This window comes from Streptomyces yerevanensis (assembly GCF_000716805.1).
GTDB classification, from domain to species: Bacteria; Actinomycetota; Actinomycetes; order Streptomycetales; family Streptomycetaceae; genus Streptomyces; species Streptomyces flaveus.
Window position 1 is genome coordinate 65,508 of record NZ_JNWJ01000034.1, and the last position, 23,616, is coordinate 89,123.

Consider the following 23,616-nt stretch of genomic DNA (forward strand, 5'->3'; position numbering starts at 1 on the left):
TCCGCTCGGTTGTGCGCCGGTTCGGCCGGGGGCCGGTTCACCTAAGGGAGCCGAGAATGAGATCAGATCCGCGACGGCGCGGGGCTTTGCTCATCGTGCTGTCGATCACCACACTGCTGGCCGCCGCGTGCGGCGGCGGCACCGCCAACAACGCCGAGTCCAAGGTCGTGCCCGCCTCGGCGGGTATCGACGAGCTGGTCGCCGCAGCGAAGAAAGAAGGACAGCTCACTGTCTACTCGGCCCAGGATCTGACCGCCCTCAACAACCTCGCAAAGGCCTTCGAGGCCAAATACCCGGGCATCGACGTCAAGACCGTCCGGGGCGTCGACGGTGACCTCGGGGTGAAGGTCGAGACGGAGTTCAACACCGGCAAGGGCATCGCGGACATGTACGTCAGCGCGAGCCTGTCCTGGGTGAAGCCGCAGGCCGAGGCCAAGCGGTTCCTGGCGCCGACCGGTCCCGAACTCACCGGCAAGGGCGACTACGACGCCAAGCAGTACGTCCACGACGGCAACTACTTCGAGACCAACTCCGCCGTGCTCACCTTCGGATGGAACACCAAGCTCCACTCCCAAGGGCTGACCGACTACCCGGACCTGCTCGACCCCTCGCTCGCAGGCGGAAAGATCGGCGTCATCGAGCCGACGGCGCCCTCCATCGTCGACTTCTACCTGTGGCTGGAGGAGACGTACGGCGCCGACTTCGTGAAGAAGCTGGCCGCCCAGAAGCCCCGTATCTACCCCAGCTCCCTGCCCATGGGTGAGGCCCTGACGTCCGGCGAGATCGCCGCCGGCAGCTTCATAGCGCCGATCGCGCTCGAGCCCGCCAAGAAAAAGGGCGCACCGGTGGACTACCGCATGGCGCCGGACGGCGCGTGGGGTGCCCGGTACTACGGAATGGTGCTGGAGAGCGCCCCGCACCCCAACGCCGGCCAGCTGTTCGCCAACTTCATGGTGACCGCCGAGGGACAGGAGCTGATCACGCCGTCCGCCGGCTCGGTGCTGCCCAAGATTCCCGGCACAGTGATCACCAACGACAAGGTGCGGGTGCAGGATCCGGCCAAGCTCACCCCGGAGGCCGTGGCCGCGTACCAGAAGAAGTGGAAGTCCCTCTTCCAGTAGGGGCGGTGGGTGCATCGGCCGGTGCCGGTGCACAGCAGTGTGGGCACCCACGACGGTGCCCACTCACTCGATCTTTGGATGTGAGGAGTCCCCCGTGTCCCACGTGCGCATCGAGGGTCTGACGAAAAGGTTCGCCGGCAAGCCGCCGGCTGTCGCGGTGGACGACTTGTCGCTGGAGATCGAGCCGGGCGAATTCATCGTTCTGCTCGGCCCGAGCGGCTGCGGAAAAACCACGACTCTGCGCTGTCTGGCCGGTCTGGAGACGCCCGACGAGGGACGCATCTCGCTGGGCGACCAGACAGTGCTGGATCTACGAGGGAAGGTCAACCTCCCTCCCAACAAGCGCCGGATCGGGATGGTGTTCCAGTCGTACGCGCTGTGGCCGCACATGACAGTGCGCCGCAACATCGGATATCCCCTGCGAACCAGACGGGTGCCCCGTGAGCAGGCGCGGACGCGGATCGAGGAGGCGGCGGAGCTCGTCGACTGCGCCGCCCTGCTCGACCGCTATCCGGCGCAGCTCAGCGGCGGCCAGCAGCAGCGGGTCGCCCTGGCCCGCGGCCTGGCCGCCCAGCCCGACCTGGTGCTCTTCGACGAGCCGCTGAGCAACCTCGACGCCCGGCTGCGCGACCAGGTGCGCGCCCAGCTGCACGAGCTGCACGCACGACTGGGCTTCACCGCCGTGTTCGTCACCCACGACCAGAGCGAGGCGCTGGCACTCGGCGACCGCCTGGCGATCATGAAGGCGGGCCGGATCGAGCAACTGGACACGCCGGAGCGAGTCTTCGAGGAACCGGCCACCGAGTACGTCGCCGGGTTCATCGGGATGTCGAACCGGCTTCCGCTCCGGCGCCAGGGCGAGGGATGGGCCCTCTCCTCCCCATCGGGCGCCGACGACCAGGCGGGCGCGGCCGGCCAGACGGTGGTGGACGAGCTCCCGGTGCCCCGCTCGCACAGCGAGGTCGCCGCCCGGCTGCGCCCCGACGACCTTCAGCTCTGCCCGGCCGAGGAGAAACCGCCCACCCACAGCGTCGGCCTCCCGGCGGAGGTCGTCGACGCGCAGTTCGGCGGGCGTCACATGGACGTGGTCGTCACCATCGCGGGCAGCCGCCTGCACGCGCGGGCACCGCTGACCGGCAAGCCATGGGCCCGGAGTCTGTCGCGCGGGCAGCAGGTGACCGCGTGGTTCGCCAAGGACGCGGCCATCTACTACGACGCCGACGGGGTACGGACAGCCGGGCACGCCCCCGCCGCGGCAGTGGGAGCGTGACGTCGTGGCCGCACCCGCCGTACCCGCCCCCTCCCCCACGACGGCACCGTCGCCCTCGGCTCCGCCTCGCCCGACGGCACTGACCCGTGCGCGGCGCCATCTGCCGCGCCTCGGCGCGCTCGCCTTCCTGGCCGTCATCGGCTACCTGGTGATCGCTCCGCTGGTGGGCCTGCAACGGCTGGCCTTCGAGGACGACGCCCGTGGCTACAGCGCCGCCTTCGACAACCCGGACATGGCCGAGACGCTGCGCACGACGGCCGGTATGGCGCTGGGTTCGCTGGCCATCGCACTCGTCCTCGGCACGTTCCTGGCCTGGGCGGCGACCCGCCTGCCACCCCGCCTGCGGCTGCTGCGTGTCCTGCCCGTCCTGCCCATCGTGGTCCCGGCCGTGGCCGCGGTGACCGGCTGGGCGTTCCTGTTCTCGCCCCGCCCCGGCTACCTCAACGCGGCGCTGCGCAACCTGCCCTGGTGGGACCACCTCGACGAAGGCCCCGTCGACATCTACACACTGCCGTGGATCGTCCTCATCACCGGCTTCGGCCTGACCGCCTTCGTCTACCTCTTCGTCAGCGCCGGCTTCGGCAACATCAACGCGGAGCTGATCGAGGCGGCACAGATGAGCGGATCGTCGCCGGCCGGTGTGTTCTTCCGGGTGACACTGCCGCTGCTGCGCCCGGTCCTGGTGTACGGGGGTTTTGTGGCCCTGCTCCTTGGACTCGGCCAGTTCACGGGACCGCTGCTGCTCGGCAGGAACAACGGCGTCAACGTGCTCACCACGGACATGTACGTCGCCGTGTCGCAGAGCCCGGTCGACTACGGCAGGGCCGCCGCGATCGGCTCACCGCTGCTGCTCTTCGGTATCGCCGTCGTCCTCTTCCAGAAGGTGATCCTCGGCGACCACAGCCGCTTCGTCACACACGGCGGCAAGGCGTTCCGGTCCGGCGGACGACCGTCGTGGGTGGCGGTCACGGGCATCGTTCTCTACGGCCTGGTGGCGCTGGCGCTGCCGCTGGGCGCGCTCATCGTCGTATCGCTCTCCGCCTTCTGGAGCGGACGGATCGAACCGAGCGGGTTCACGCTCGACAACTTCCGGCGCGTGTTCCAGGAGTCGGGGATCACCGACGCGATCGTCAACAGCCTCACCACCTCGGTCATCTCCGTCGCCATCGCACTGCCGCTCGGCTTCATCGCCGCCTCGCTGCTGCTCAAGGGGCGCCGGTTCCGCATCATCCGGGCCGCGGTGGACTTCATCGTGGCGATGCCCCTCGGAATTCCCGCAGTGGTCTTCGGCGCCGGCTTCCTGCTGACGTACAGCCGCGAGCCGTTCATCCTGTACGGCACCCGAACGGTGATCGTCCTCGTCTACGTGACCCTGATGCTGCCCTTCGCCACCCGGATGCAACTGTCCGGAATGGTGGCGCTCGGCGACACGTACGTGGAGGCCTCGCGTACCAGCGGCGCGGGCGCACTGCGGACCAACACCGAGATCGTGCTGCCGTTGCTGCGCCCGACACTCGCGGGCGCCGGAGCGCTGATGTTCGTGCTGCTCACCCATGAGTTCACCGCGTCGCTGCTGGTACGGGCACCGACGACGCAGGTCATGGGCACCATCCTGTTCGACTACTGGGCCAATGGCTCGTATCCGCTGGTCGCGGCCATCGCGCTCGTCATGACACTGGTGACGTCGGCGGGTGTCTTCGTGGCCATGTCGGTAGCGGGCTCCGACATCTTCGAGAAGCTGTGAGAGGGGCCGTATGGCCATCGAGTTCGATGTCGACCGGCAGGTCGACGACATCGCGCGGCGGACCGCCGACTTCGTCCGGGACACCGTTCTGCCGGCGGAGGAGGACTGCCAAGGGGACGTGCACGCGGGCCCCGAGTGGTTGCGGCGCGATCTGCAGAAAGCGGCCCGAGCGGCGAGGGTGTTTGCCCCGCATGTCCCGCGGCGGTGGGGCGGGCTCGGTCTGGATCTGCGCGGTCAGGCGGTCGTCTTCGAGGCGGCGGGATACTCGCTGCTGGGCCCTCTGGCCCTCAACTGCGCGGCGCCCGACGAGGGCAACATGCATCTGCTCGAAGCGGTCGCGACCGAGGAACAGAAAGCTCGCTTTCTCGCTCCCCTGGCGGCCGGTGAGACGCGGTCGTGCTTCGCGATGACCGAGCCCTCCCCCGGCGCCGGCTCCGATCCGCGGGCGCTGGCCACACGGGCGGTCCGGGTCCCGGGCGGTTGGCGGATCAACGGCCGCAAGTGGTTCATCAGCGGGGCGGACGGGGCCGCGTTCGCCATCTGTATGGCCCGCACCAGCGGTGAGCCCGGTGATCCGGGCGGGGCGACCATGTTCCTGGTCGGCGCCGACAACCCGGGCATGAAAGTGCTCAGGAACATCGGAACCCTGGACCGGGGCCTGTTCGCCGGCCACAGCGAACTCGCCTTCGACGACTGCGAGGTGACCGACGACGCGGTGCTCGGCGAGGCCGACAAGGGATTCGAGTACGCGCAGGTGCGTCTCGGACCGGCCCGGCTGACCCACTGCATGCGGTGGCTCGGAGTGGCCCGCCGGGCGCAGGACATCGCCCTGGACCGGGCCGCCGCGCGTACGGCCTTCGGCAGTCCGCTGGCCGAACTCGGCATGGTGCAGCAGCAGTTGGCCGACTCGGAGATCGACATCGAGACGAGCCGGGCGGTGCTCTGGCGCGCCTGCTGGGAACTCGACCAGGGCAGGCCCGGCGCCCAGTACACCTCCATCGCGAAGACCTTCGTGTCCGAGGCCGTGGGCCGGGTCGTGGACCGCGCGGTCCAGATCTGCGGGGCGCTCGGCATCTCGGAGGACGCGCCGCTGGCCTCCCTCTACCGGGAGGTCCGGCCGTTCCGCGTCTATGACGGGCCGTCGGAGACCCACCGCTGGGCCATCGCCAAGCGCGCGGTCCGGGCCGCACGGGAGCGAGGGGGTGTGCGATGACGGCGACCGGCGACGCCACCGTGGCCGGGGTGGACCTGCCCGCACTGCAGCGCTTCTTGGAGCGCGAGGTTCCCCATGTGGCCGGCCCTCTGGACATCCGCCTGCTGCTCGGTGGGCGCTCCAATCTGACGTACCTCGTGACCGACGGCACACACCGCTGGGTGCTGCGCAGGCCGCCGCTGGGCACGCTCACGCCCACCGCGCACGACATGGACCGCGAGTACCGCGTCATGGCCGCGCTCGCCGACACCGATGTTCCCGTGCCGCGGACCGTGCTTTCCTGCACGGACGAGTCGGTGATCGGCGCGCCGTTCACCGTCGTCTCCTTCGTCGACGGCGAAGTGCTGCGGGACGTCGAACGGGCGGCCGGGCTGTCCGCCGACGATGCGAGGCGGTGCTCCGAGGCGCTGGTCGATCAACTGGCCGCGCTGCACGCGGTCGATCCGTACGAGATCGGGCTGGGCGGATTCGGGCGCCCGGCCGGTTATGTGGAGCGGCAGGTGCGACGGTGGCGCGGCCAGTGGGACCGGGTCGCCACCCGTGAACTGCCCGAACTGGACACGCTGCACAGGAAGTTGGAACGCGGACTGCCCGTGGTGCGGGACGACGGTGACGGCGCCGCGTCGGCGGTCCTGCACGGGGACTACCGGCTGGACAACGTCATCCTGAGCGCCGACGACCCGGGGCGGATCACCGCGATCGTCGACTGGGAGATGGCTGCGCTGGGCGATCCGCTCGCCGACCTCGGCCTGCTCCTCGTCTACTGGGACCCGGCGTGCGAGCCGGTGCTCGGCGGAGGGCACGTCCCGGCGGCCAACCCTGGCTTCCTCTCCGCACCCGAGCTGGCGGAACGGTACGCGGCGCGATCCGGCCGCGATGTGTCGGCGCTGCCCTTCCACCGGGCCCTCGGGTATTTCAAGCTGGCGGTCATCGCGGAGGGCATCCACGCACGCCATCTCGCCGGGCGCACCGTCGGCCCGGGCTTCGACCGGGTCGGCTCTGCGGTGCCCGCGCTGCTGCGCTCCGGTCTGTCGATCGATGTGCCGTGCAACTGATGTGCCGCGTACCTGAGAAGGGGTGTGAGCAGTGGTGAGGGAAGACCGGCTCTCGGGAAAGGTGGCGCTGGTGACCGGTGCCACCGGAGGCATCGGCGAGGCGATCGCGCGACGGCTGGCGGCTGAGGGTGTGACCGTCGTGGTCACCGATCTCGACGTGGACCAGTGCGAGAAGCTCGCAGGGGAACTGCCGGGCGGCGCCCTGGGGTTGCGCCTGGACGTCACCGACGAGACGGCCTGGGAGACGGTCGTCGCCCAGGTGACCGACCGTCTGGGAAGCCTGTCGGTGCTGGTCAACAATGCGGGGATCGCCGCGATGGGCACGGTGGAGACCGAGACCCGGGAGACCTGGGACCGGGTGATCGGCGTGACGCAGACCGGGGTGTGGCTCGGCATGAAGCACGGCGGTCCGGCCATCGAGCACTCCGGCGGCGGCTCCATCGTCAACATCGCCTCGATCTTCGGTACCGTCGGCGGCTTCGGCGCCCAGTTCTCGTACCACGCCGCCAAGGGCGCCGTACGGCTGATGACCAAGAACGCCGCACTGCACTGGGGCGGGCGCGGCGTACGGGTCAACTCGCTGCATCCCGGTTTCATCGAGACGCCCCTGTCGCGGGAGCTCTGGCAGGGCACGCCACGCCTCACCGCGATGATCGAGGGCACCCCGCTCGGGCGGCTGGGCACGACCGAGGAGGTGGCGGGCGCCGTGGCGTTCCTCGCCTCGGACGACGCGGGCTTCATGACCGGCTCGGAGCTCTACGTCGACGGAGGCTGGACCGCACGCTGAACCGCTGAAGCTACGCAGTGAGCCGAGGCAGCCGTCCAGCGGCGGTCGCACCCGACGCGCCTACACATCCTTGCGGACGGTGAGCAGGGCACCGATTCCGATCACGCAGACCAGCATGACGAAGAACGCCGGAGAGAGCAGGTTCCCGGTCCGCTGGACCAGGAAGGTCGCGATGTACGGAGCCGTACCGCCCGCGAGGACGGTGCCGATGTTGTACCCGATCGCCATCCCGGTGTAGCGGACCCGGCGTTCGAACAGATGCGGCCACAGACTGGCCGCCGGAACCTGCACGAACGCGCTGCTCAGCATGAAAAGCGTGTAGGCCAGGCCGGCCAGGACCAGGTTGTGCCGGCCCATGAGCATCATCGCGGGGTAGGCGGTCACCAGGAATCCCAGCAACCCGCACAGCAGGATGCGGCGGGAGCCGAACCGGGTGGCGAGCCAGCCGGCCGGCACCATGAGCAGCACGGTGACGAGGACGACGCCCGCACTCAGCCAGAGCACCTGCGTGGAGTCGTACCCCAGGTTGTTCGAGAGATGGATGCCGATGTACGTCAGGCCGAGGAAGATGGCGCCGCCCTGTGCCATGGACAGGCCGATGGACTGCAGCAGCGCCGCGCGGTGGGTGGACAGGACCTCCCGGATCGGAGCCGTGGGGATGTCGGCGCGCCGTGCGGCCTCCTCGAACTCCGGGGTGTCCTCGATCCGCAGCCGGGCCCACAGGCAGAACAGCGTGAGCGGCACGGCCATCAGGAAGGGCAGCCGCCAGCCCCAGTCGGCCATCTGGTCCTTGGTGGCGAGCGCGGAGATCACCCCGGCCGTGGCAGCCGCGAACATGAACCCGAGGTTGGAGCCGATGGGCGTGACGGCACCGAGGAAGGCCCTGCGCCGGGGCGGCGCCGACTCGTAGATGTAGGTGTAGGCGCCGACCGACTCCCCACCCGTCGAGATGCCCTGCACCAGCCGGGTGAGGAGAAGCAGCACAGCCGCGGCCACACCGATCTGACTGTAGGTCGGCAGCAGTCCCGTGATACTGCTGGCCACTCCCATGCACACCACCGAGGACACCAGCGCCTTGCGACGCCCCCATCGGTCGCCCAGCCACCCGAAGAACACGCCACCGACCGGCCGCACCACGAGGCCGGTGGCGAACACCGCGAGCGCTGCCAGGAGCGAGGCCGCCGGATCGTCGCTCGGGAAGAACTGCGGAGCGATCACTACGGCGAGATAGCCATAGACGCTGAAGTCGTAGTACTCGATCAGGGTGCCCAGGCTCCCGGCGAGCATCGCGCGGCGCACCGTACGCGGATCGTACGACGCTGACTCCGCCCCTGATGTGGCGGGCTGCTGAGTGGCACGCATCCTCCGGCTCTCCTTCCCACGGCACGGTCCCGTACCCTGCCGACGCCGGGGACGCTACAGAACTGAACTCAGTACAGCTAGTCCTAGCGCACGGGTTTCCTCGGGAAGCGGGGACGGAAAGCGGGACAGAAGCCATGCGCATGGGCGGGGATTCCGAGAGACGCGACCTGGGCAAGTCATTGCCTTTGACGGCTCCGAGATGCCGAGGCACCGGGCCGCGGTCACCACATCGACACAACGCGACCATCGAGAGTTTGAATTGGATTCAGTTCTACAATCCGCGCGAGGTGTCGACGGACGCCCTCAGGACGATCTTGCTCACCCCAGGAAGCTCAACCGCACATGCCGGTTGGTGTTGCCCCTGTTCGTGTCCGCCAAACTCCGTTAAGTCAACCGCGAGTTTGGCTCGCATCCCGTACCGGCCGTCGTTCGCTACCCGCAGGCCTCATGGACAGCGGAGGCCACAGATCAAGGCGGTGAGCGAGCAACAAGACGCGCACCTTCCAGGCGCTTGACCGCAGGTTCGAGTCCTGCCAGGGGCGCCCCACTACTCTCTGTGTTTCCGCAGGTCGGATGGGACACACAGCCTACCGATGGCAGCTCGCTGCACGCTGAGCCGGAGAAGACCTCCGCAGCTCTACTGAGCATCATCCCAGGCAGATGCGGCTTTCCGGAGATCTGCACCTCCCGCAGGTTCGAGCCCGGGGGTTGAAATGCTGCAGGCATCGGTCACGTTCTGCAACGAGGCAGTGACGATGGCGTCGTGGTTCTCCGGCCGGGCCTGCCCCCCAACGAGGCGGACACCCAACGGGGTTGGGAGTGGGGCTACTGGCATCGTGGCCATCCTGTGCGGGTCCAGGCCGCGATCGAGACGCACGACGTCGCGCTCCGCCAGTCCACGACACCAATGCCGGACGGATCCGGCTGCAGCACATCTGCCGGCGCTGCAGCCGTCAGGTCCCATACCGCCCCATGCGAGCTCCACGGTGCCACCCATTCATCCTGGCGTACTGCATCACGAGACGACGTCTCGCACACTGATTGACCACGGCCCAGACGTCTCCTATGGTTGAGACACTTCTCGAAAGGACGGGACCAGCATGAGGCCAGTCGCTCTGATCGGCGTCTTGCTCGTGTCGTGCGCCGGCCGCCGGACCTACGACGAGCCGCTCAGCTACTTCCCGCCCCGGGAGGGGCTGCGTCCCGGCACGGCTGTCGGCGAGCCTCAGACCCCCTTCTGAGTGCCGTTCGTCGCCGCGCGACGAGCCCCCGCCGCCCTGAAATGTTCGTCGTGTCTTCGCCGACGGGCTGTTCCATCACATTTTCGAGGAGTGCATCATCGTGACCACCACTGTCGGCCTTCAGCCGATCTCCGGGCCGTCCGCCTGGCGCGGCGACGAGCTGGCTAAGTCCACCGAATGGATCTACGTACTCAGCGACGCCGAGCGCACCGAGCTGGAAGGCCTGGGACGGCGCTTCGTCGCCGACGACCCCGACCTGCGCACCGTCACCGCCGCCGACTACCCGTTCGACGCCTGTCGCGCCCTCAACAACGAGTGCGCCCACCAGATGGACACCGGCCGGGGCTTCATCCTGGTGCGTGGCCTGCGCACCGAGGAGTACGGCGACGCCGTGGCCGCGGCCATCTTCTTCGTCATGGGCCTGCACCTCGGCCTGCCGATCGGGCAGAACCAGAGGGGCGACCTGCTCGACCACGTGATCGCCACGTCGAACAAGACGATGTCCGACGAGGGCGCGCTGCCCTCCCGCATTCGGGACCGGCTGCCGTTCCACTCGGACAGCTCCGACGTCGTCGCCCTCATGTGCCTGCGCGGCGCCAAGGAGGGCGGAGCCTCCAGCCTGGTCAGCGGCACCACGATCTACAACGAGATACTGCGCCGCCGGCCGGACCTCGCTCCGCGGCTCTTCGACACCTACCACTGGGACTGGCGGCGTCAGGACCCCGACTCCCCGGAACTCACGTACACCTCGCCGATCATCAGCCACGTCGACGGCATCTTCAGTACCTACGCGGGCAACTCGATGATCTTCAGCGCCCAGGAGTACCCCGGCGTCCCCCAACTGACGCCCGACCAGGCCGCGGCCATCACCCTCTTCGACGAGATCTCGCAGGAGCCCGGCCTGCCGATCGACATGGACTTCCAGCCGGGGGATGTGCAGTGGCTGCTCAACTACGCCGCACTGCACTCGCGCACCAGCTACATCGACCACCCGGAACCGGAGCGCCGCCGGCACCTGCTGCGCCTATGGCTCAAGCGCGACGTCGGCCGACCGCTGGCCCCACGGTTCGGCAAGCACGTCGTCGTGATGGGTGAGCCCACCACACCCCTGGTGTCCGGCGGCCGGTTCCGCATCACCGACGCCGTCACCGTCAACGACGACTGGGGAGTGTGACGCCGTTCCCTCGCGGTGACGGCGGTCCATCCCCACTGAGCATCGGGCGGCTCGCGCCCGCATGACGATCGTGGTGTCGCCGGGGAGAACTCCCGACCGCCGTAGCCAGGGTGACCCCCTGGCTACGGCGGTCGTCTGTCATGCCGAAGACGTCCGCGAGCGCACCCGGGCAGCAGCGTCCCGCCGGCACCGAGGGCCCGCCGTCGTGGAGCGGCGGCCGCCAGGCGGAAACGCAAAGCCGGCCTGCCGATCGGCAGGCCGACCGGAAGCATGGCCATACGGGCGGGCCACGTCGCGGTTCTCCTCGCCGGTGCCGTTGCCGGTGCCGTTGGCGAAGGGCCTCCACTCCGTGGGCAGCGAGGTTGTCAGAGGACGAGCACCTTCGCCGCTGTTTTCGCGGTGATCTCATCGACGGTGATGCCGGGGGCGGTCTCGACGAGGACCAGGCCGTCGTCGGTGACGTCGAGGACGCCGAGGTCGGTGATGATCCGCTCCACGCAGCCCCTCCCGGTGAGCGGCAGGTCGCACTCCTCCACGATCTTCGGGGTGCCGTCCTTGGCGGTGTGGGTCATGGTGACGATCACCCGGCGGGCACCGTGCACGAGGTCCATGGCTCCGCCGATACCGGTCACCATCTTGCCCGGGATCGCCCAGTTGGCGAGGTCGCCCCGCTCGGAGACCTGCATGGCGCCGAGCACGGCTGCGTCGATGTGGCCGCCGCGGATCATGCCGAACGACAGCGCGGAGTCGAAGAACGCCGCGCCGGGCAGGACAGTGACGGTCTCCTTGCCCGCGTTGATCAGGTCCGGGTCGACCTCGTCCTCGTACGGGAAGCGGCCGGTGCCGAGGATGCCGTTCTCCGACTCCAGTACGACGTGGACGCCCTCGGGCAGGTGGTTGGGGATCAGCGTCGGCAGTCCGATGCCGAGGTTGACGTACTCGCCGTCGCGCAGTTCGCGGGCCGCGCGGGCGGCCATCTCGTCCCGTGTCCAGGCCATCAGACCCGCACCTCCCTGGGTGTCACCGTAAGGTTCTCGATCTTCTTGTCGGCGGTCTGCTCGGCGCTGAGGGCCACCACTCGCTGGACGAAGATGCCCGGCAGGTGGACCTGGTCGGGGTCGATCTCGCCCGGTTCGACCAGCTCCTCCACTTCGGCGATCGTGATGCGGCCCGCCATGGCGGCGAGGGGGTTGAAGTTGCGGGCGGACTTGTTGAACACGAGGTTGCCGTGCCGGTCGCCCTTCGCCGCCCGCACCAGGGCGAAGTCGGTGGTGATGCCGTGCTCCAGGACGTGTTCGACGTCGTCGAACGCGCGGACTTCCTTGGCCGGTGAGGCGACGGCGACGCCGCCCTGGCCGTCGTAGCGCCAGGGGAGTCCGCCGTCGGCGACCTGGGTGCCGACCCCGGCCGGGGTGTAGAAGGCCGGGATGCCGCAGCCCCCGGCGCGCAGCCGCTCGGCGAGGGTGCCCTGCGGGATCAGCTCCAGTTCGATCTCGCCGCCCAGGTACTGGCGGGCAAACTCCTTGTTGCCGCCGATGTAGCTGCCGGTGACCCGGGATATCCGGCCCGCGGCGAGCAGCACTGCGAGGCCGGACTCCCCCGCCCCGCAGTTGTTGGAGACGACGTCGAGTCCCGTGACGCCGGTGTCGTACAGGGCCTGGATCAGGACCCCTGGAATTCCGCTGAGCCCGAAGCCGCCGACGGCGAGGGACGCCCCGTCAAGGACGTCCGCCACCGCCTCGGCCGCGGAGACGGCCACCTTGTCCATCCGCCCGCCCACTTTTCTGCAGGGCGAATGCGCCCTGCGCTGATTGCTTGTTCGCTGAGTGAAATGAAAGGTCCGGGCAGCGCCTGGATCTGCGGCGCTACGCCGACAGCTCGGTCAACAGCCGGCGGTAGATGCGCGCATAGGCGGTCAGCTGTCCCAACGACAGGGCATCGCGCCGTGGATCGTCGGCGGCCGGCTTCGCCTGCGGGCCCAGGCGCACGGTGTCGACGCCCCGGGCGCGCAGTACGACGCCGTCGGTCGAGCCCGTCCAGCCGGTGATGGGCGGCGGCTGCGTACCGAACTCTCCGAGCCAGGCCGCGCGGGCGGCCGTCACCACGGGGGCGTCCGCCGGCGTCGCCGCGGCTGCCGCGACCGGCTCGGCCTCCACCTCGACCGCGCAATTCCGGAGCGCCGACTGCGCACACCGTTCCCGCAGCCGGTCGGCCAGCTCGTCCGCCAGTACCTTCGGCTCCACCAGATCACCGGTGACGACGTACAGATCGATCCGCAGCTGGGCCGGCAGCAGGTCCGGCTTGTCCGGCCAGCCCCCGCTGATCGCGCCGATGCCGCACGCCCGGCCGGTCTGCCCCTCCCGCGGGTCGGCGGCCAGGTAGGCCGTGCGCCAGCGGGCCAGCTCGTCCAGGACGACGCCGGCCGAGGCGACGACTCCCCCGGGCGGCGTGGCCGACTCCGCCGCCATCGCGGCCCCGGACCGGCCGGTCACCCGGACGGTCAGGTAGAGCGCGCCCGGCTCGTGCCACAGCAGCGTGGGCGGGCCGCACTTGGCGACGATCGCCGAGTGCGGCAGCGGGTACGCGTCGGCGTAGGCCTCCAGGCCGGTGATCCCGCCGGAGCGGCGGTGCGTCCCGGAGCCGGCGAGCAGCAGCCGCCCGGCGCCCGCCTCGGCGAACGCGACGAGCGCGGCGGCCACCGGACCGCGGGCGACCCCGAGACCGAAGCCGGCCACCACGTCGCCGTCCACGCTCAGCGGACCGACCGGCGCTGCGGTGCCGGTGACGAGCCGGTTGTGCGCCCCGCCGTCGTCCAGTGACGTGTCGAGGTGGGAGTACAGCAGCGGCCCGGCCCCGTGCGCGGCGATCAGGCTGCCGCCCGCGGGGCCGCGCTCCAGTACCTGCCACTCGACGTGCGGCCACCGGTGCGCGCACCAGGCGCGCAGCCGGTGGGCCGCCGTCCGCTCCTCCCCGCGTGGGGCGGGCGTCGTGTCGAGCAGCTGTAGGACGTCCAGCAGCTGCTGTCTCAAAAACGTCCCCAGTCGTCGGACGCCGGACGCCACACGTCGATGTTGCGCGGGTCGGCCGGCATCCTGCGGGCCCGGTGCGTCTCGTGCTCCTCCGGCGTGAACACCCGGTGCCGGTCGCACAGTTCGAACCGCGGGCCGAAGCGCGGGTCGTGCAGGTAGAACGCGATCGACGTCGAGGCCGAGTGGTTGACGATGTCGGAGGCGATCGGCGCGCCCTTGTACAGCGCGCGGGCGCGCATCCGCATGACGTGGTCGAGGCTCTTCATCGCGAAGCACAGGTGCGCGACGTAGTGCTCCTTGTTGTTCTGCACCGCGAGGCTGTGGTGGTAGCGGTTCTCGCCGCGGTAGAACGTGGTCGAGCCGACGACGTAGTCCGAGGGCATGAACCGCAGGACGTTCTGGTAGAAGTCCTGCGTCTCCTGGTACTTCGTGGTGGCGATGAAGGGGTGCACCAGGTCGAGCGGCCGGATCTCGATGTGCGGCGGCTCGGCGTACTCCTGGAACTCGGTGAACAGCTCGATGATGAGGCCGTTGGGGTCCTTGACCGCGAAGCCGTTCTCGCACAGCGCCTGCTGGCGCTCCTGCAGCTCGAGGACGTCGAGGCCGGCGTCGAGGACGCTCTTGTGCAGCTGCTCGAGGACCTCCTCGCTCTCCACGCTGTAGCCGACCGCGGTCGTCCACCCGTCGGTGCGCTCGGGCGCGTTGATCAGCTCGATCGCGTGGTGCTCGATGTCGGCGCGCAGGTAGGCGTACTCGTCCGTACGCTGCTCCAGCTGCAGCCCGACGTGGTATTCGAGGAAGTCGATCGTGGCCTGCATGTCCGGAACCTCGATCCGGGCGTACTCCATGCCGTACGGGCCGTGCGGGCGTGTGCTCACTGGGGATGTCCTTCCTGCAGCGAGCGACGGACGCTCGGCGTACTCGAACGAGGTGATGGCCTGCCGGCCGATGACCGGTCGCCAGCGCGTGCGCACGAATCTCTCGTGGGACTCGCTGCCGAGGTAGGCGAGCAGGTCGTCGTGAGTGTCGAAGTCGACGGCCATGGTGTGCGTGAAGGTCCGGTCGCGGGTGCTGACGTTCTCGCCGAGGACGAAGCCGCGCATGGCCGGGTACCGGTCCGGGAAGGTGCGCAGCTCGGCCAGCACGGACTCCCGTGTGGCCTGGTCGATCTCGTCGGCGAAGCGGAAGGACAGGGTGTGTCGGATCATCGGGTCACCATCCGTCGCCGGCTAGAGGATGAAGCTGAGCCGGGCGCCTGCCGCCAGCGACTCGTGGCCCAGGATCGAGCGCCGCAAGCGGAAACGCAGTCCGTCCTCGGTCGGCACCAGCACATGCTCGTACCAGCCGACGTAGGCGTCGAAGTGTCCGTCGCGGGCGCGGTGCACCACGAAGGACGCCGCCACCCGGAGGGAATCCTCCGTGTGCTGGGACAGCCGCACGTTGGACACCAGCCGGTGCGTGCGCGAGTGCGGGTTCTCGGCGTGGGCCTTGCGGGACTTCAGGCGCTTGACCCGGGCGCGGATCAGGTCCCAGTCGTCGTCGACGAAGGATCCTGTCTCGTGCGGCGACCAGCCGGGGCGGTAGTCGGTGGTCGGGATCTCGTAGCGGGCGCCGGGCTCGAAGAGGGCCAGCCAGCCGTCGTAGTCCCAGTGATCGAGGATGTCCGCCTCGGCGTAGAGGAAGTCCTCCACCTCCGGGCGGGTGATGGTGCGTCCCTGACACTGCACGGAGTGGGTGTTGGTGATCGCGGTCATCGCACGTCCCTGCCCTCGAGGAAGGACGTCGGTCGCTCGCCGTGGACGGCGAGGCCGTCATCGAGGCCGACGGCGTCGATCCAGTGCCGCCAGAAGCCCCGCATCGCACCTTCGTCGGTCGATCTGCCCTGTACGCCCTTGACCTCGTCGGCCATGCCGCGCGACATGTCGCTGTAGTCCAGCTCGGGCACCGCGGTGCCCGCCGTGGCCTGGATGCCGCGCTGGACCGCCTCGTACGCCTCGATGTCGTCCGGCGTGGCGAGGCCGCCTGGGCCGACGAAGCTGACGACCGTCTTCATGCGCAGGGCGCGCGCGGCCGGGTCCTCGTCGCGCGGGACCAGCTGCCAGGCGCGTACGTCGGTCTGGTCGGGCGCCACCGGTTCCAGTTGCCGGATCGACAGGCCCTCGATGTCGAACAGCAGCAGGTTGGGGAACACGAACAGGATGTGGCTCTCGTCGGCCACGTAGTGCGCCCGCTCCTCCCCCAGCCGCTGCGTCATCTCGGCCCGGTGCTGCTCGGTGCGCTCGCGCTCGTCCTCGCCGAAGCGCGGTTCCCAGAGCATGCTGATCCGGCCGCCGTGCCCGGTCAGGACCAGCAGTCCGTGGCCGTTGCCGAGGTTGTACGCGTACTGGTTGTCGTCGGTGACGGCGAAGCCGCTCTCGCGCAGGTAGCCCACGAACGTGTTGTGGGTCGGCGCGAAGTGGTAGCCGTCCATCGCGTTCTCGACGGCGAGTTTCCAGTTGCCCCGCACGCTGTACTGCTGTGTGCCGGGCAGCGTGGTCATGCCGCCGACGTGCTGCTGTTCGATCATCGTCATGTAGTCGGCCGCGTCGCCGAGGTGTTCGAGCAGCGGTGGGACGTCGGGGTCGAAGGCGACGAAGACGTATCCCTCGTGGATCTCCAGGCGCGGGACGCCGCGCAGCCCCATGGACGCCTTGAACTCGTCGCTCGACTCGTACGCGTCGGCGTCCGGGATCGCGGCGAGGTCACCGTTGTTGCGGAATGTCCAGGCGTGGTAGAAGCACTGGAAGAGCCTGGTCGAGCCCTCGCTCTCGCGGCACAGCACGGTGCCGCGGTGCGGGCATGAGTTCAGGAAGGCGTGCACCTCGCCGGCGGTGTCCCGGCAGAAGATCAGCGGCCGGCCGCCGAGGGTGCGGACCTTGAAGTCGTTGGGGTTGGGGATCTCGGTCTCGTGGCCGAGGTAGAGCCAGGTGTGCGTCCATACCCAGCCGCGTTCCCGGGTGAAGATCTCCGCGCTGCGGTAGGCCTCGCGGTTGACCCGGAAGGTGAGCTGGTCCCAGTCCTCAACAATCATCGGTGCTGGGACGGTCCGGGGGTTGCTTCCCATTACGGCGTATGCCTCTCACAAGTCCCGACCCGAGTGGCGTGTTGTGAGACGCCATCTCGTATGTCGCACCAGCTTCCCCTAGCACGCGCGACGGTGTCAAGCAATCGCCTGATGGTTGACACCTCGGGCCGACGCCGTCATCATCCATTCCACATTGGAAGACGCCATCTCGCATTCTGTGCGACCGTGTGAAGGGCAAGAAGCCCGTGCCGTACGTCATCACTGAGGCATGTCTCGACGTCATGGACAAGTCATGCATGGAGGAGTGCCCGGCCGACTGCATCTACGAGGGCGACCGGATGCTCTACATCCAGCCCGACGAATGCGTCGAGTGCGGACGCTGCGAACCCGTCTGCCCGCAGATCTCGATCTTCCATCACGAGGACCTGCCGGCGGAGGCCCAGCAGGCCCAGCGCATCAACGCCGAATTCTTCACCCTCGGAACTCTCGGAACCCCCGGCGCCGAACCGCTCGGGTCACCAGGCGGCGCACGCAAGGTCGGCCGGGTCGGCCGCGACCACCCCGAGGTGGGAGCGTGAGCGGCGTGCCGACCGCCACGGGCGCCGGCCCCGAGGTCTCCGTCGACCTGCTCGTCATCGGCGCCGGCCCGACGGGGCTGTACGGCGCGTACTACGCCGGCTTCCGCGGCCTGAGCGTCGCGGTCGTCGACGCCCTGCCCGAGGTGGGCGGGCAGATCACCGCGCTGTACCCCGAGAAGCTCGTCTACGACGTGGCCGGCTTCCCCGCCGTCCGCGGCCAGGACCTGGTGGACCGGCTGGCCGAGCAGGCCGGGCGGTGGAACCCGACCTACCTGCTCGGGCACGGGGTCACCCGCCTCGACGACGCGGGCGAGGGCATCGTCGCCATCACCGACGCCGGCGCACGGATCACCGCCGGGGCGGTGCTCGTCTGCGGCGGGATCGGCAACTTCGTCCCCCGCGAGCTCCCGGTGGGCTCCGACTACCTGGGCCGGGGACTGCGGTACTTCGTGCCGCGGCTGGGCGAGCTCGCCGGACAGGACGTCGTGGTGGTCGGCGGCGGGGACTCCGCGCTGGACTGGGCCCTGTCGCTGGAGCCGATCGCCTCGTCGGTGACGGTCGTGCATCGGCGTACGCGGTTCCGGGCCCACGAACGCACCGTCGAGCAGGTGCACGCGTCCTCCGTGCGGGTCCTGACGCCCTACGAGGTCGAGAAGATCTCCGGCGACGGGTCGGTCGACGGGGCGGTGTCGGAGGTGGTGGCCGCGAACTCGGACGGCGACCGGGTCAGCCTGCCCGCCCAGTCCGTCGTCGCCGCGCTCGGCTTCATCGCCGATCTCGGGCCGATCGAGCAGTGGGGACTGGAGCTGCGTCGTCGGCGCATCCTCGTCGACCGCACGATGCGCACGAGCCGACAGCGAGTCTTCGCGGCCGGCGACATCGCCGACCACGACGGCAAGGTCAGCCTCATCTCGATCGGCTTCGGCGAGGCGGCCCTCGCCGTCAACCACATCGCCGCCCTGCTCGACCCGGCACGCTCGCTCACGCCGGGGCACTCCTCCGATGCGTGAGTGCCCGACTCCCGTTCACCGCCGCAGCTCGCTGTGGAGGAGCACCTCAGCACTTCCCGCACATTCAGTCGGCCGTCGCCGTTACGCTATCCAATACGACGTTCCATTCAATGTCTTGCCAGCTTACTAAGTACGGGACAGGAGCAAGAATTCATGGCCACGAAGGCGCAGCCCGGCACCGGCGAGCGAGGCGGTCCCGACACGACCGCGCCGACCATCCAGACGGTGCAGCGTGCGGCGCTGATCCTCGGCTCGTTCACGGTCGGCAAGCCGCACATGAGTCTCAATGAGATCACCGCGCGTCTCGGGGCGAGCAAGGCGACCGCGCACCGCTACACGAAGGCGCTGCGGGCGGCGAACCTGCTGCGGTACGACGAGCGCACCTCGCTCTACTCCCTCGGCCCCCAGGTGCTCACGCTCGCCGCGGCCGCGCGGGCCGGCCTGCCGATCGTCGCCGCCGCCGAGCCGTACATGGAGGATCTGGTCCGGCGCATCGACGAGACGATCGTGCTGTCGGTCTGGGACGGCGAGTCGCCGACCGTAGTGCGCTCGGCGGACAACACCGCCCACATGGTGCGCATCAGCGTCCGGGTGGGCTCGCGTCTCGACCTCACATCCTCGGCGCAGGGACGGATCTTCCTCACCTACCTGCCCCCGGAGCAGGTACCGATGCTGCCGCGCTCGGTCCGCAAGTCGCCGGAGCTCGCCGAGGAGCTCGACGCCATCCGGCGGGACGGACTGTCGGTCAACTCCCCCGCCATCAACGGGGTCCGCACCATCGCGGCGCCGATCTTCGAGGGCGACAAGATCAGCGGGACGCTCGCGGTCGTCGGCACGACGGCGACCGTCCCGGACGATGTCAAGTCGCCGATCGCCCAGGCACTGCTGGAGACCACCCGTGCGCTGTCGCAGCGACTGGGCACTTCGGACGGCACACCCAACGCGGGCTGACCCACTTACCGACGCAAAAAGCCGGCCCACCGCAGAGGCGGCGGGCCGGCTTTTTGTCGTGGGAGGCGTCCGGGCGGAGTGGATGTGTCCGGCATTCACCACCGGAGGTCTTCGACGGCTCACGCCGATGCGCGCACGAGAGGTGCGAGTCCCTCCACACGTTCCCTTCAGGGCCGGGCCTCGGCTACCGCCGTCCGGTCCAGTTCCGCGTCACCGCCGAGCCCGCCCTCGTACGAACCGTCGGGGCGCACGACCAGGGCGGCCGGACCCACGAATGCGGCCGGGCCCGAACCACCCGAGCGACGGCCGCCGGTTCGTACGAGGGCGGCGGCCGACAGCACCGGCCGGGCCGGCGAGGTCGCGGTCACCGGCGTGACCAGGACGTCGATGACCCCGCCGCAGGTCAGGCCGACCGCGAAGGCGTCCTCGTCGCTGTGGCCGAACCGCTGGAGCACGACCTGGCCGTCCTCCCAGCACCTACCGGCACAGCTCGTACACCATGCCCTCCACGCAACCCCCGGAGACCGAACCGATGACCGTGCTCTCCCCGTCGACGGCGAGTGCGGCGCCGGGAGGGCACGGGGCCCTGCCGCCGACGGCCACGACAGTTGCGACGGCGACGTCCCGTCCATCCTTCAGCCAGCGGCTCAGGTTCTCGGCGAGGTCAGGCATCCGGGGCTCCGGCGAGGAGCACGCGGTCGGGCCGGATGGGCAGATGACGGTGGCGTACGCCGGTCGCGTGCCACGTCGCGTTGGCGATCGCCGCCACCGCGCCCACGATCCCGATCTCGCCGATGCCTTTGATTCCGATCGGGTCGTCCGGGTCGGGGTCGTCCACCCAGTCCACCTCGATGAGCGGGACGTCTGCGTTGGCCGCGAAGTGGTAGCCCGCCAGGTCGGCGCCGGCCAGACCGCCCGTGGCCCGGTCCCGGACCGCCTCCTCGTGCAGGGCCATGGAGATGGCCCACGTCATCCCGCCGACGAGCTGATTGCGCGCCGTGAGCGGGTTGACGATCCGGCCCGCGGCGAAGACACCGAGCATGCGCCGCACGCGAACCTCGCCGGTGCCGACGTCGACCGCGACCTCCGCGAACTGCGCCCCGAAAGAGTGCCGTTCCTTGCGTGCGAGGGCCCGGACGGCCTCGGCGGTGTCCGACCGTACGGTGATCCCCTCCTGCGGGAGGACAGCACCCGCAGCCAGCCGCTCCCGCAGTTCCCCCGCCGCGGCCGTGACCGCCCATCCCCAGGAACGGGTGCCCATGGACGCTCCGGCGGGCCCCGCCTGGCCGAAGTCACTGTCGCCCAGGCGCACGTGGACTCGATCGGGAGACACCCTCAGCGCGTCGGCGGCGATCAGGGTGAGCGCGGTCCGCGCCCCGGTGCCGATGTCGGCCGCGTTGACCCGCACGGTGAAGCCGCCGTCCGCCTCGGCCGTCACGGCCGCCGTCGCGGGCACGGCCATGGCCGGGAAGGAGGCCGCCGCCATGCCGGTGCCCAGCAGCCAGCGCCCGTCCCGGCGCAGGCCGGGGCGCGGATCCCGGTCCGCCCAGCCGAACCTGCGCTCGCCCTCCCGGAGGCATGCGAGCAGCCTGCGAGGGCTGAAGGGCAGCCCGGACACCGGACCCACCTGGGGCTCGTTGCGTACGCGCAGTTCGATCGGGTCCAGGCCGCACTTCTCGGCGAGTTCGTCGAGCGCCGACTCCAGCGCGAACGACCCCGGTGCCTCGCCCGGGGCGCGCATCCAGGTCGGGGTCGGCACGTCCAGCCGTACGACCCGGTGCGAGGTGTGGTGGGCGTCGGCGTCATACATCACCCGTGCCCCCTGAGTGCACGGCTCGACCCAGTCGTGCATGCTCGAGGTGAGGTTCAGGGAGCGGTGTTCGAGGGCGCGCAGCCGCCCGTCGGCGTCGGCGCCGAGCCTGACCCGCTGCACGGTGGGGCTGCGGTAGCCGACGAGCGAGAACATCTGACGGCGCGTCAAAATGACGCGGACCGGCCGCTGGAGGACGGTCGCGGCCATCGCAGCGGCTACCTGGTGCGCCCGGACGTGTTCCTTGGATCCGAAGCCGCCGCCGACATGTTCGGAGCGCACCCGCACCGAGGACTCGTCGAGTGAGAACAGCTTGGCGAGTTCGCTCGCGACATTGGCGGTGCCCTGGTTGGAGTCGACGACTTCGAGCCGGCCGCCGTCCCAGCGGGCCGTCGCCGCGTGCGGCTCCATCGGGTGGTGGTGCTCCTCCGGCGTGGTGTACTCGGCGTCCACGACGACGGCGGACGCGGCGAGTTGAGCTGCCAGGTCGCCCTTCTCCACCACCGCCGGCTCGTAGGTGTCCAAGGGGTAGGTGTCCGGACGTGATCCGGAGAATTCGACATCGTGCGGTTGACGCTCGTAGTGCACGACCAGCGCCTCGGCGGCCTCCCTGGCCTGCTCGGAGGTCTCGGCGACGACCACGGCCACCGGCCAGCCCAGGTACGGCACCAGGTCGTGCTGGAAGAGGGCCACGGTCGGGTCCGGTGGGACGCCCAGCAGGGTCATGTAGTCGTTGTCGACGCGTGGGGCGTTGCCGTGGTGCAGGACGGTGAGCACGCCCGGCATCCGAAGGACCGGGGCGGTGTCCAGCGAGCGGACACGACCACGGGCGATGGTGGACAACACCAGCCATCCGTGGGCGAGTTCGGCGAAGGGGATCTCCGCCGCGTAGCGGGCGGCTCCGGTGACCTTGTCCCGGCCGTCCACACGGGTGTGCGCGGCGCCGACGGCGCCCTGCACCTTCGTACCCTTTGGCACTGCTGCGGTCATCGGGCGGCGGCCTCCTCGGCGAGTTCGGTCAGCACGGCCACGACCAGGTTGCGCATCAGCGCCACCTTGTATCCGTTGTGGGGCAGCGGCTTCGCGGCGGCCAGTTCGGCGTCCGCGGCGGCGGCGAAGGTCTCGGCGTCGGCAGGCGCACCGGTCAGCACACGTTCGGCGGTCCCGGCGCGCCACGGCCGGGACGCGACCGCGCCGAAGGCCAGGCGCACCTCGCGTACGACGCCGCCTCGGACGTCGAGCGCGGCGGCGACCGAGCCGATGGCGAACGCGTACGAGGCACGCTCGCGCACCTTGCGGTAGCGGGAGTTGGCAGCTGTGGGCGTCGGCGGCAGCGTGACGCCGGTGATCAGCGCACCCGGCGGCAGGGCGGTCTCCAGGTGCGGGGTGTCACCCACCGGCAGATAGAACTCGGCGAGCGGCAACTCGCCCGGCCCGTCGGTCGTTTCGTACGACACCACGGCATCGAAGGCCGTCAACGCCACGCCCATGTCCGAGGGGTGGGCGGCCACGCAGTGGCCGGAGGCGCCGAGGATCGCGTGGTTGTGGTGCTCGCCCTCGATAGCGGGGCAACCGCTGCCGGGGACACGCTTGTTGCAGGGTCTGGTCACGTCGGCGAAGTAGCCGCAGCGGGTGCGCTGGAGCAGGTTCCCGCCGACCGTGGCCATGTTGCGCAGCTGCCCGGAGGCACCGGCCAGCACCGCGTGCGTCAACGCCGGGTAGCGGCGGCGGACTTCGGGGTGCACGGCGAGGTCGCTGTTGGTCACGGTCGCGCCGATGCGCAGGCACCCCTCTTCGGTCACCTCGACTCGGTCCAGAGGCAACGCGCGTACGTCGACGAGCCGGCCGGGCCGTTCCACGCCGGTCTTCATCAGGTCGACGAGGTTGGTGCCGCCCCCGAGGAAGCGGGCGTCCGGGTCGGCGTCGAGCAGGGCGAGGGCGCCAAAGACGTCGTGCGCGCGCTGGTATCCGAACTCCTTCATGCGGCCGCGTCCGCGCGCTCACCCTGGGCAGCGTGTGCGACCGCCTGGACGATCGCCACGTACGCGCCGCAGCGGCACAGATTGCCGCTCATCCGCTCCCGGATCTCCTCCGCGCTGAGCGGCGGGGGCCCCGCTTCGGGTCGTACGTCACCCGTGACGGCGCTCGGCCAACCCGCCGCGTGTTCCTCGATCACGCCGAGGGCCGAACAGATCTGGCCCGGAGTG

Annotated in this window: 21 protein-coding genes and 1 pseudogene; 11 read left to right on the top strand and 11 right to left on the bottom strand. The window is 70.1% G+C overall.

What is annotated here, in order from left to right:
* Positions 1 to 56: 56 nt before the first annotated feature.
* The 6 genes from OP79_RS30590 (at position 57) to OP79_RS30615 (ending at position 7,190) form a co-directional block, all read left to right on the top strand.
* A complete protein-coding gene (locus tag OP79_RS30590) occupies positions 57 to 1,121 on the top strand; it encodes an ABC transporter substrate-binding protein (protein ID WP_033324791.1) in 1,065 nt (354 codons plus the stop codon).
* 94 nt (positions 1,122 to 1,215) lie between these two features.
* Positions 1,216 to 2,391, top strand: a complete 1,176-nt coding sequence (locus OP79_RS30595; RefSeq protein WP_078492113.1) for an ABC transporter ATP-binding protein — start codon at positions 1,216 to 1,218, stop codon at positions 2,389 to 2,391.
* A gap of 4 nt (positions 2,392 to 2,395) precedes the next feature.
* A complete protein-coding gene (locus OP79_RS30600; RefSeq protein ID WP_211270894.1) occupies positions 2,396 to 4,135 on the top strand; it encodes an ABC transporter permease in 1,740 nt (579 codons plus the stop codon).
* 10 nt (positions 4,136 to 4,145) lie between these two features.
* Positions 4,146 to 5,348, top strand: coding sequence for an acyl-CoA dehydrogenase family protein (locus tag OP79_RS30605; RefSeq protein ID WP_033324793.1), 1,203 nt, complete (start codon positions 4,146 to 4,148; stop codon positions 5,346 to 5,348).
* On the top strand, positions 5,345 to 6,403 hold the full coding sequence (locus tag OP79_RS30610) for a phosphotransferase family protein (protein ID WP_033324795.1): 1,059 nt from the start codon (positions 5,345 to 5,347) through the stop codon (positions 6,401 to 6,403). Before OP79_RS30605 ends, OP79_RS30610 begins: the two co-directional genes overlap by 4 nt.
* A 34-nt stretch (positions 6,404 to 6,437) precedes the next feature.
* Complete coding sequence (locus OP79_RS30615) at positions 6,438 to 7,190, top strand: SDR family NAD(P)-dependent oxidoreductase (RefSeq protein ID WP_033324833.1); 753 nt, start codon at positions 6,438 to 6,440, stop codon at positions 7,188 to 7,190.
* A gap of 60 nt (positions 7,191 to 7,250) precedes the next feature.
* Here OP79_RS30615 and OP79_RS30620 read toward each other — a convergent pair whose 3' ends face one another.
* On the bottom strand, positions 7,251 to 8,552 hold the full coding sequence (locus tag OP79_RS30620) for an MFS transporter (RefSeq protein ID WP_051745045.1): 1,302 nt from the start codon (positions 8,550 to 8,552) through the stop codon (positions 7,251 to 7,253).
* Between the two features lie 1,100 nt (positions 8,553 to 9,652).
* On the opposite strand from OP79_RS30620, the gene OP79_RS55460 reads away from it, so the two are divergent.
* Complete coding sequence (locus OP79_RS55460; RefSeq protein ID WP_157857388.1) at positions 9,653 to 9,793, top strand: hypothetical protein; 141 nt, start codon at positions 9,653 to 9,655, stop codon at positions 9,791 to 9,793.
* Between the two features lie 100 nt (positions 9,794 to 9,893).
* Positions 9,894 to 10,967: a TauD/TfdA family dioxygenase gene (locus OP79_RS30625; protein ID WP_033324796.1), complete on the top strand. Its 1,074-nt coding sequence runs from the start codon at positions 9,894 to 9,896 to the stop codon at positions 10,965 to 10,967.
* 365 nt (positions 10,968 to 11,332) lie between these two features.
* Here OP79_RS30625 and OP79_RS30630 read toward each other — a convergent pair whose 3' ends face one another.
* From OP79_RS30630 to OP79_RS30655, 6 genes are all read right to left on the bottom strand, one after another.
* Positions 11,333 to 11,965 carry a CoA transferase subunit B gene (locus OP79_RS30630; RefSeq protein WP_033324798.1) on the bottom strand — a complete coding sequence of 211 codons (633 nt, stop codon included), beginning with the start codon at positions 11,963 to 11,965 and terminating at the stop codon, positions 11,333 to 11,335.
* The gene (locus OP79_RS30635) at positions 11,965 to 12,735 is read right to left on the bottom strand and encodes a CoA transferase subunit A (RefSeq protein ID WP_033324800.1); all 771 of its coding nucleotides are present in this window, start codon (positions 12,733 to 12,735) and stop codon (positions 11,965 to 11,967) included. The genes OP79_RS30630 and OP79_RS30635 overlap by 1 nt, the downstream gene beginning before the upstream one ends.
* A 97-nt stretch (positions 12,736 to 12,832) precedes the next feature.
* The gene (locus OP79_RS30640; protein ID WP_033324802.1) at positions 12,833 to 13,996 is read right to left on the bottom strand and encodes a hypothetical protein; all 1,164 of its coding nucleotides are present in this window, start codon (positions 13,994 to 13,996) and stop codon (positions 12,833 to 12,835) included.
* A complete protein-coding gene (locus OP79_RS30645; RefSeq protein ID WP_033324803.1) occupies positions 13,993 to 15,204 on the bottom strand; it encodes a Dabb family protein in 1,212 nt (403 codons plus the stop codon). Before OP79_RS30645 ends, OP79_RS30640 begins: the two co-directional genes overlap by 4 nt.
* Positions 15,205 to 15,225: 21 nt before the next feature.
* Positions 15,226 to 15,750: an aromatic-ring-hydroxylating dioxygenase subunit beta gene (locus OP79_RS30650; RefSeq protein WP_051745046.1), complete on the bottom strand. Its 525-nt coding sequence runs from the start codon at positions 15,748 to 15,750 to the stop codon at positions 15,226 to 15,228.
* The gene (locus tag OP79_RS30655; protein ID WP_051745047.1) at positions 15,747 to 17,066 is read right to left on the bottom strand and encodes an aromatic ring-hydroxylating oxygenase subunit alpha; all 1,320 of its coding nucleotides are present in this window, start codon (positions 17,064 to 17,066) and stop codon (positions 15,747 to 15,749) included. The genes OP79_RS30650 and OP79_RS30655 overlap by 4 nt, the downstream gene beginning before the upstream one ends.
* A gap of 221 nt (positions 17,067 to 17,287) precedes the next feature.
* Between OP79_RS30655 and fdxA the strand changes: the two genes are divergently transcribed.
* The 3 genes from fdxA to OP79_RS30670 all read left to right on the top strand — a co-directional run bounded on the left by fdxA (position 17,288) and on the right by OP79_RS30670 (position 19,599).
* Entirely contained in the window at positions 17,288 to 17,638 is a 351-nt protein-coding gene (gene fdxA, locus OP79_RS54260; RefSeq protein ID WP_425428628.1) for a ferredoxin, read from the top strand.
* Positions 17,635 to 18,648 (top strand): NAD(P)/FAD-dependent oxidoreductase, encoded by a 1,014-nt coding sequence (locus OP79_RS30665; RefSeq protein WP_245685506.1) that lies wholly within the window; start codon positions 17,635 to 17,637, stop codon positions 18,646 to 18,648. The genes fdxA and OP79_RS30665 overlap by 4 nt, the downstream gene beginning before the upstream one ends.
* A 153-nt stretch (positions 18,649 to 18,801) precedes the next feature.
* Entirely contained in the window at positions 18,802 to 19,599 is a 798-nt protein-coding gene (locus OP79_RS30670; protein WP_033324805.1) for an IclR family transcriptional regulator, read from the top strand.
* A gap of 176 nt (positions 19,600 to 19,775) precedes the next feature.
* Here OP79_RS30670 and OP79_RS52315 read toward each other — a convergent pair.
* The 4 genes and pseudogenes from OP79_RS52315 to OP79_RS30690 all read right to left on the bottom strand — a co-directional run.
* Positions 19,776 to 20,271 (bottom strand): annotated as a pseudogene (locus tag OP79_RS52315) (XdhC family protein); the annotation flags it as partial.
* A complete protein-coding gene (locus OP79_RS30680) occupies positions 20,264 to 22,399 on the bottom strand; it encodes a xanthine dehydrogenase family protein molybdopterin-binding subunit (RefSeq protein ID WP_033324807.1) in 2,136 nt (711 codons plus the stop codon). The pseudogene OP79_RS52315 and the gene OP79_RS30680, both read right to left, overlap by 8 nt.
* On the bottom strand, positions 22,396 to 23,391 hold the full coding sequence (locus OP79_RS30685) for an FAD binding domain-containing protein (RefSeq protein ID WP_033324808.1): 996 nt from the start codon (positions 23,389 to 23,391) through the stop codon (positions 22,396 to 22,398). Before OP79_RS30685 ends, OP79_RS30680 begins: the two co-directional genes overlap by 4 nt.
* Positions 23,388 to 23,616: 2Fe-2S iron-sulfur cluster-binding protein (locus OP79_RS30690; RefSeq protein ID WP_033324845.1), on the bottom strand; the 229-nt coding region annotated here is incomplete at its 5' end. The genes OP79_RS30690 and OP79_RS30685, both read right to left, overlap by 4 nt.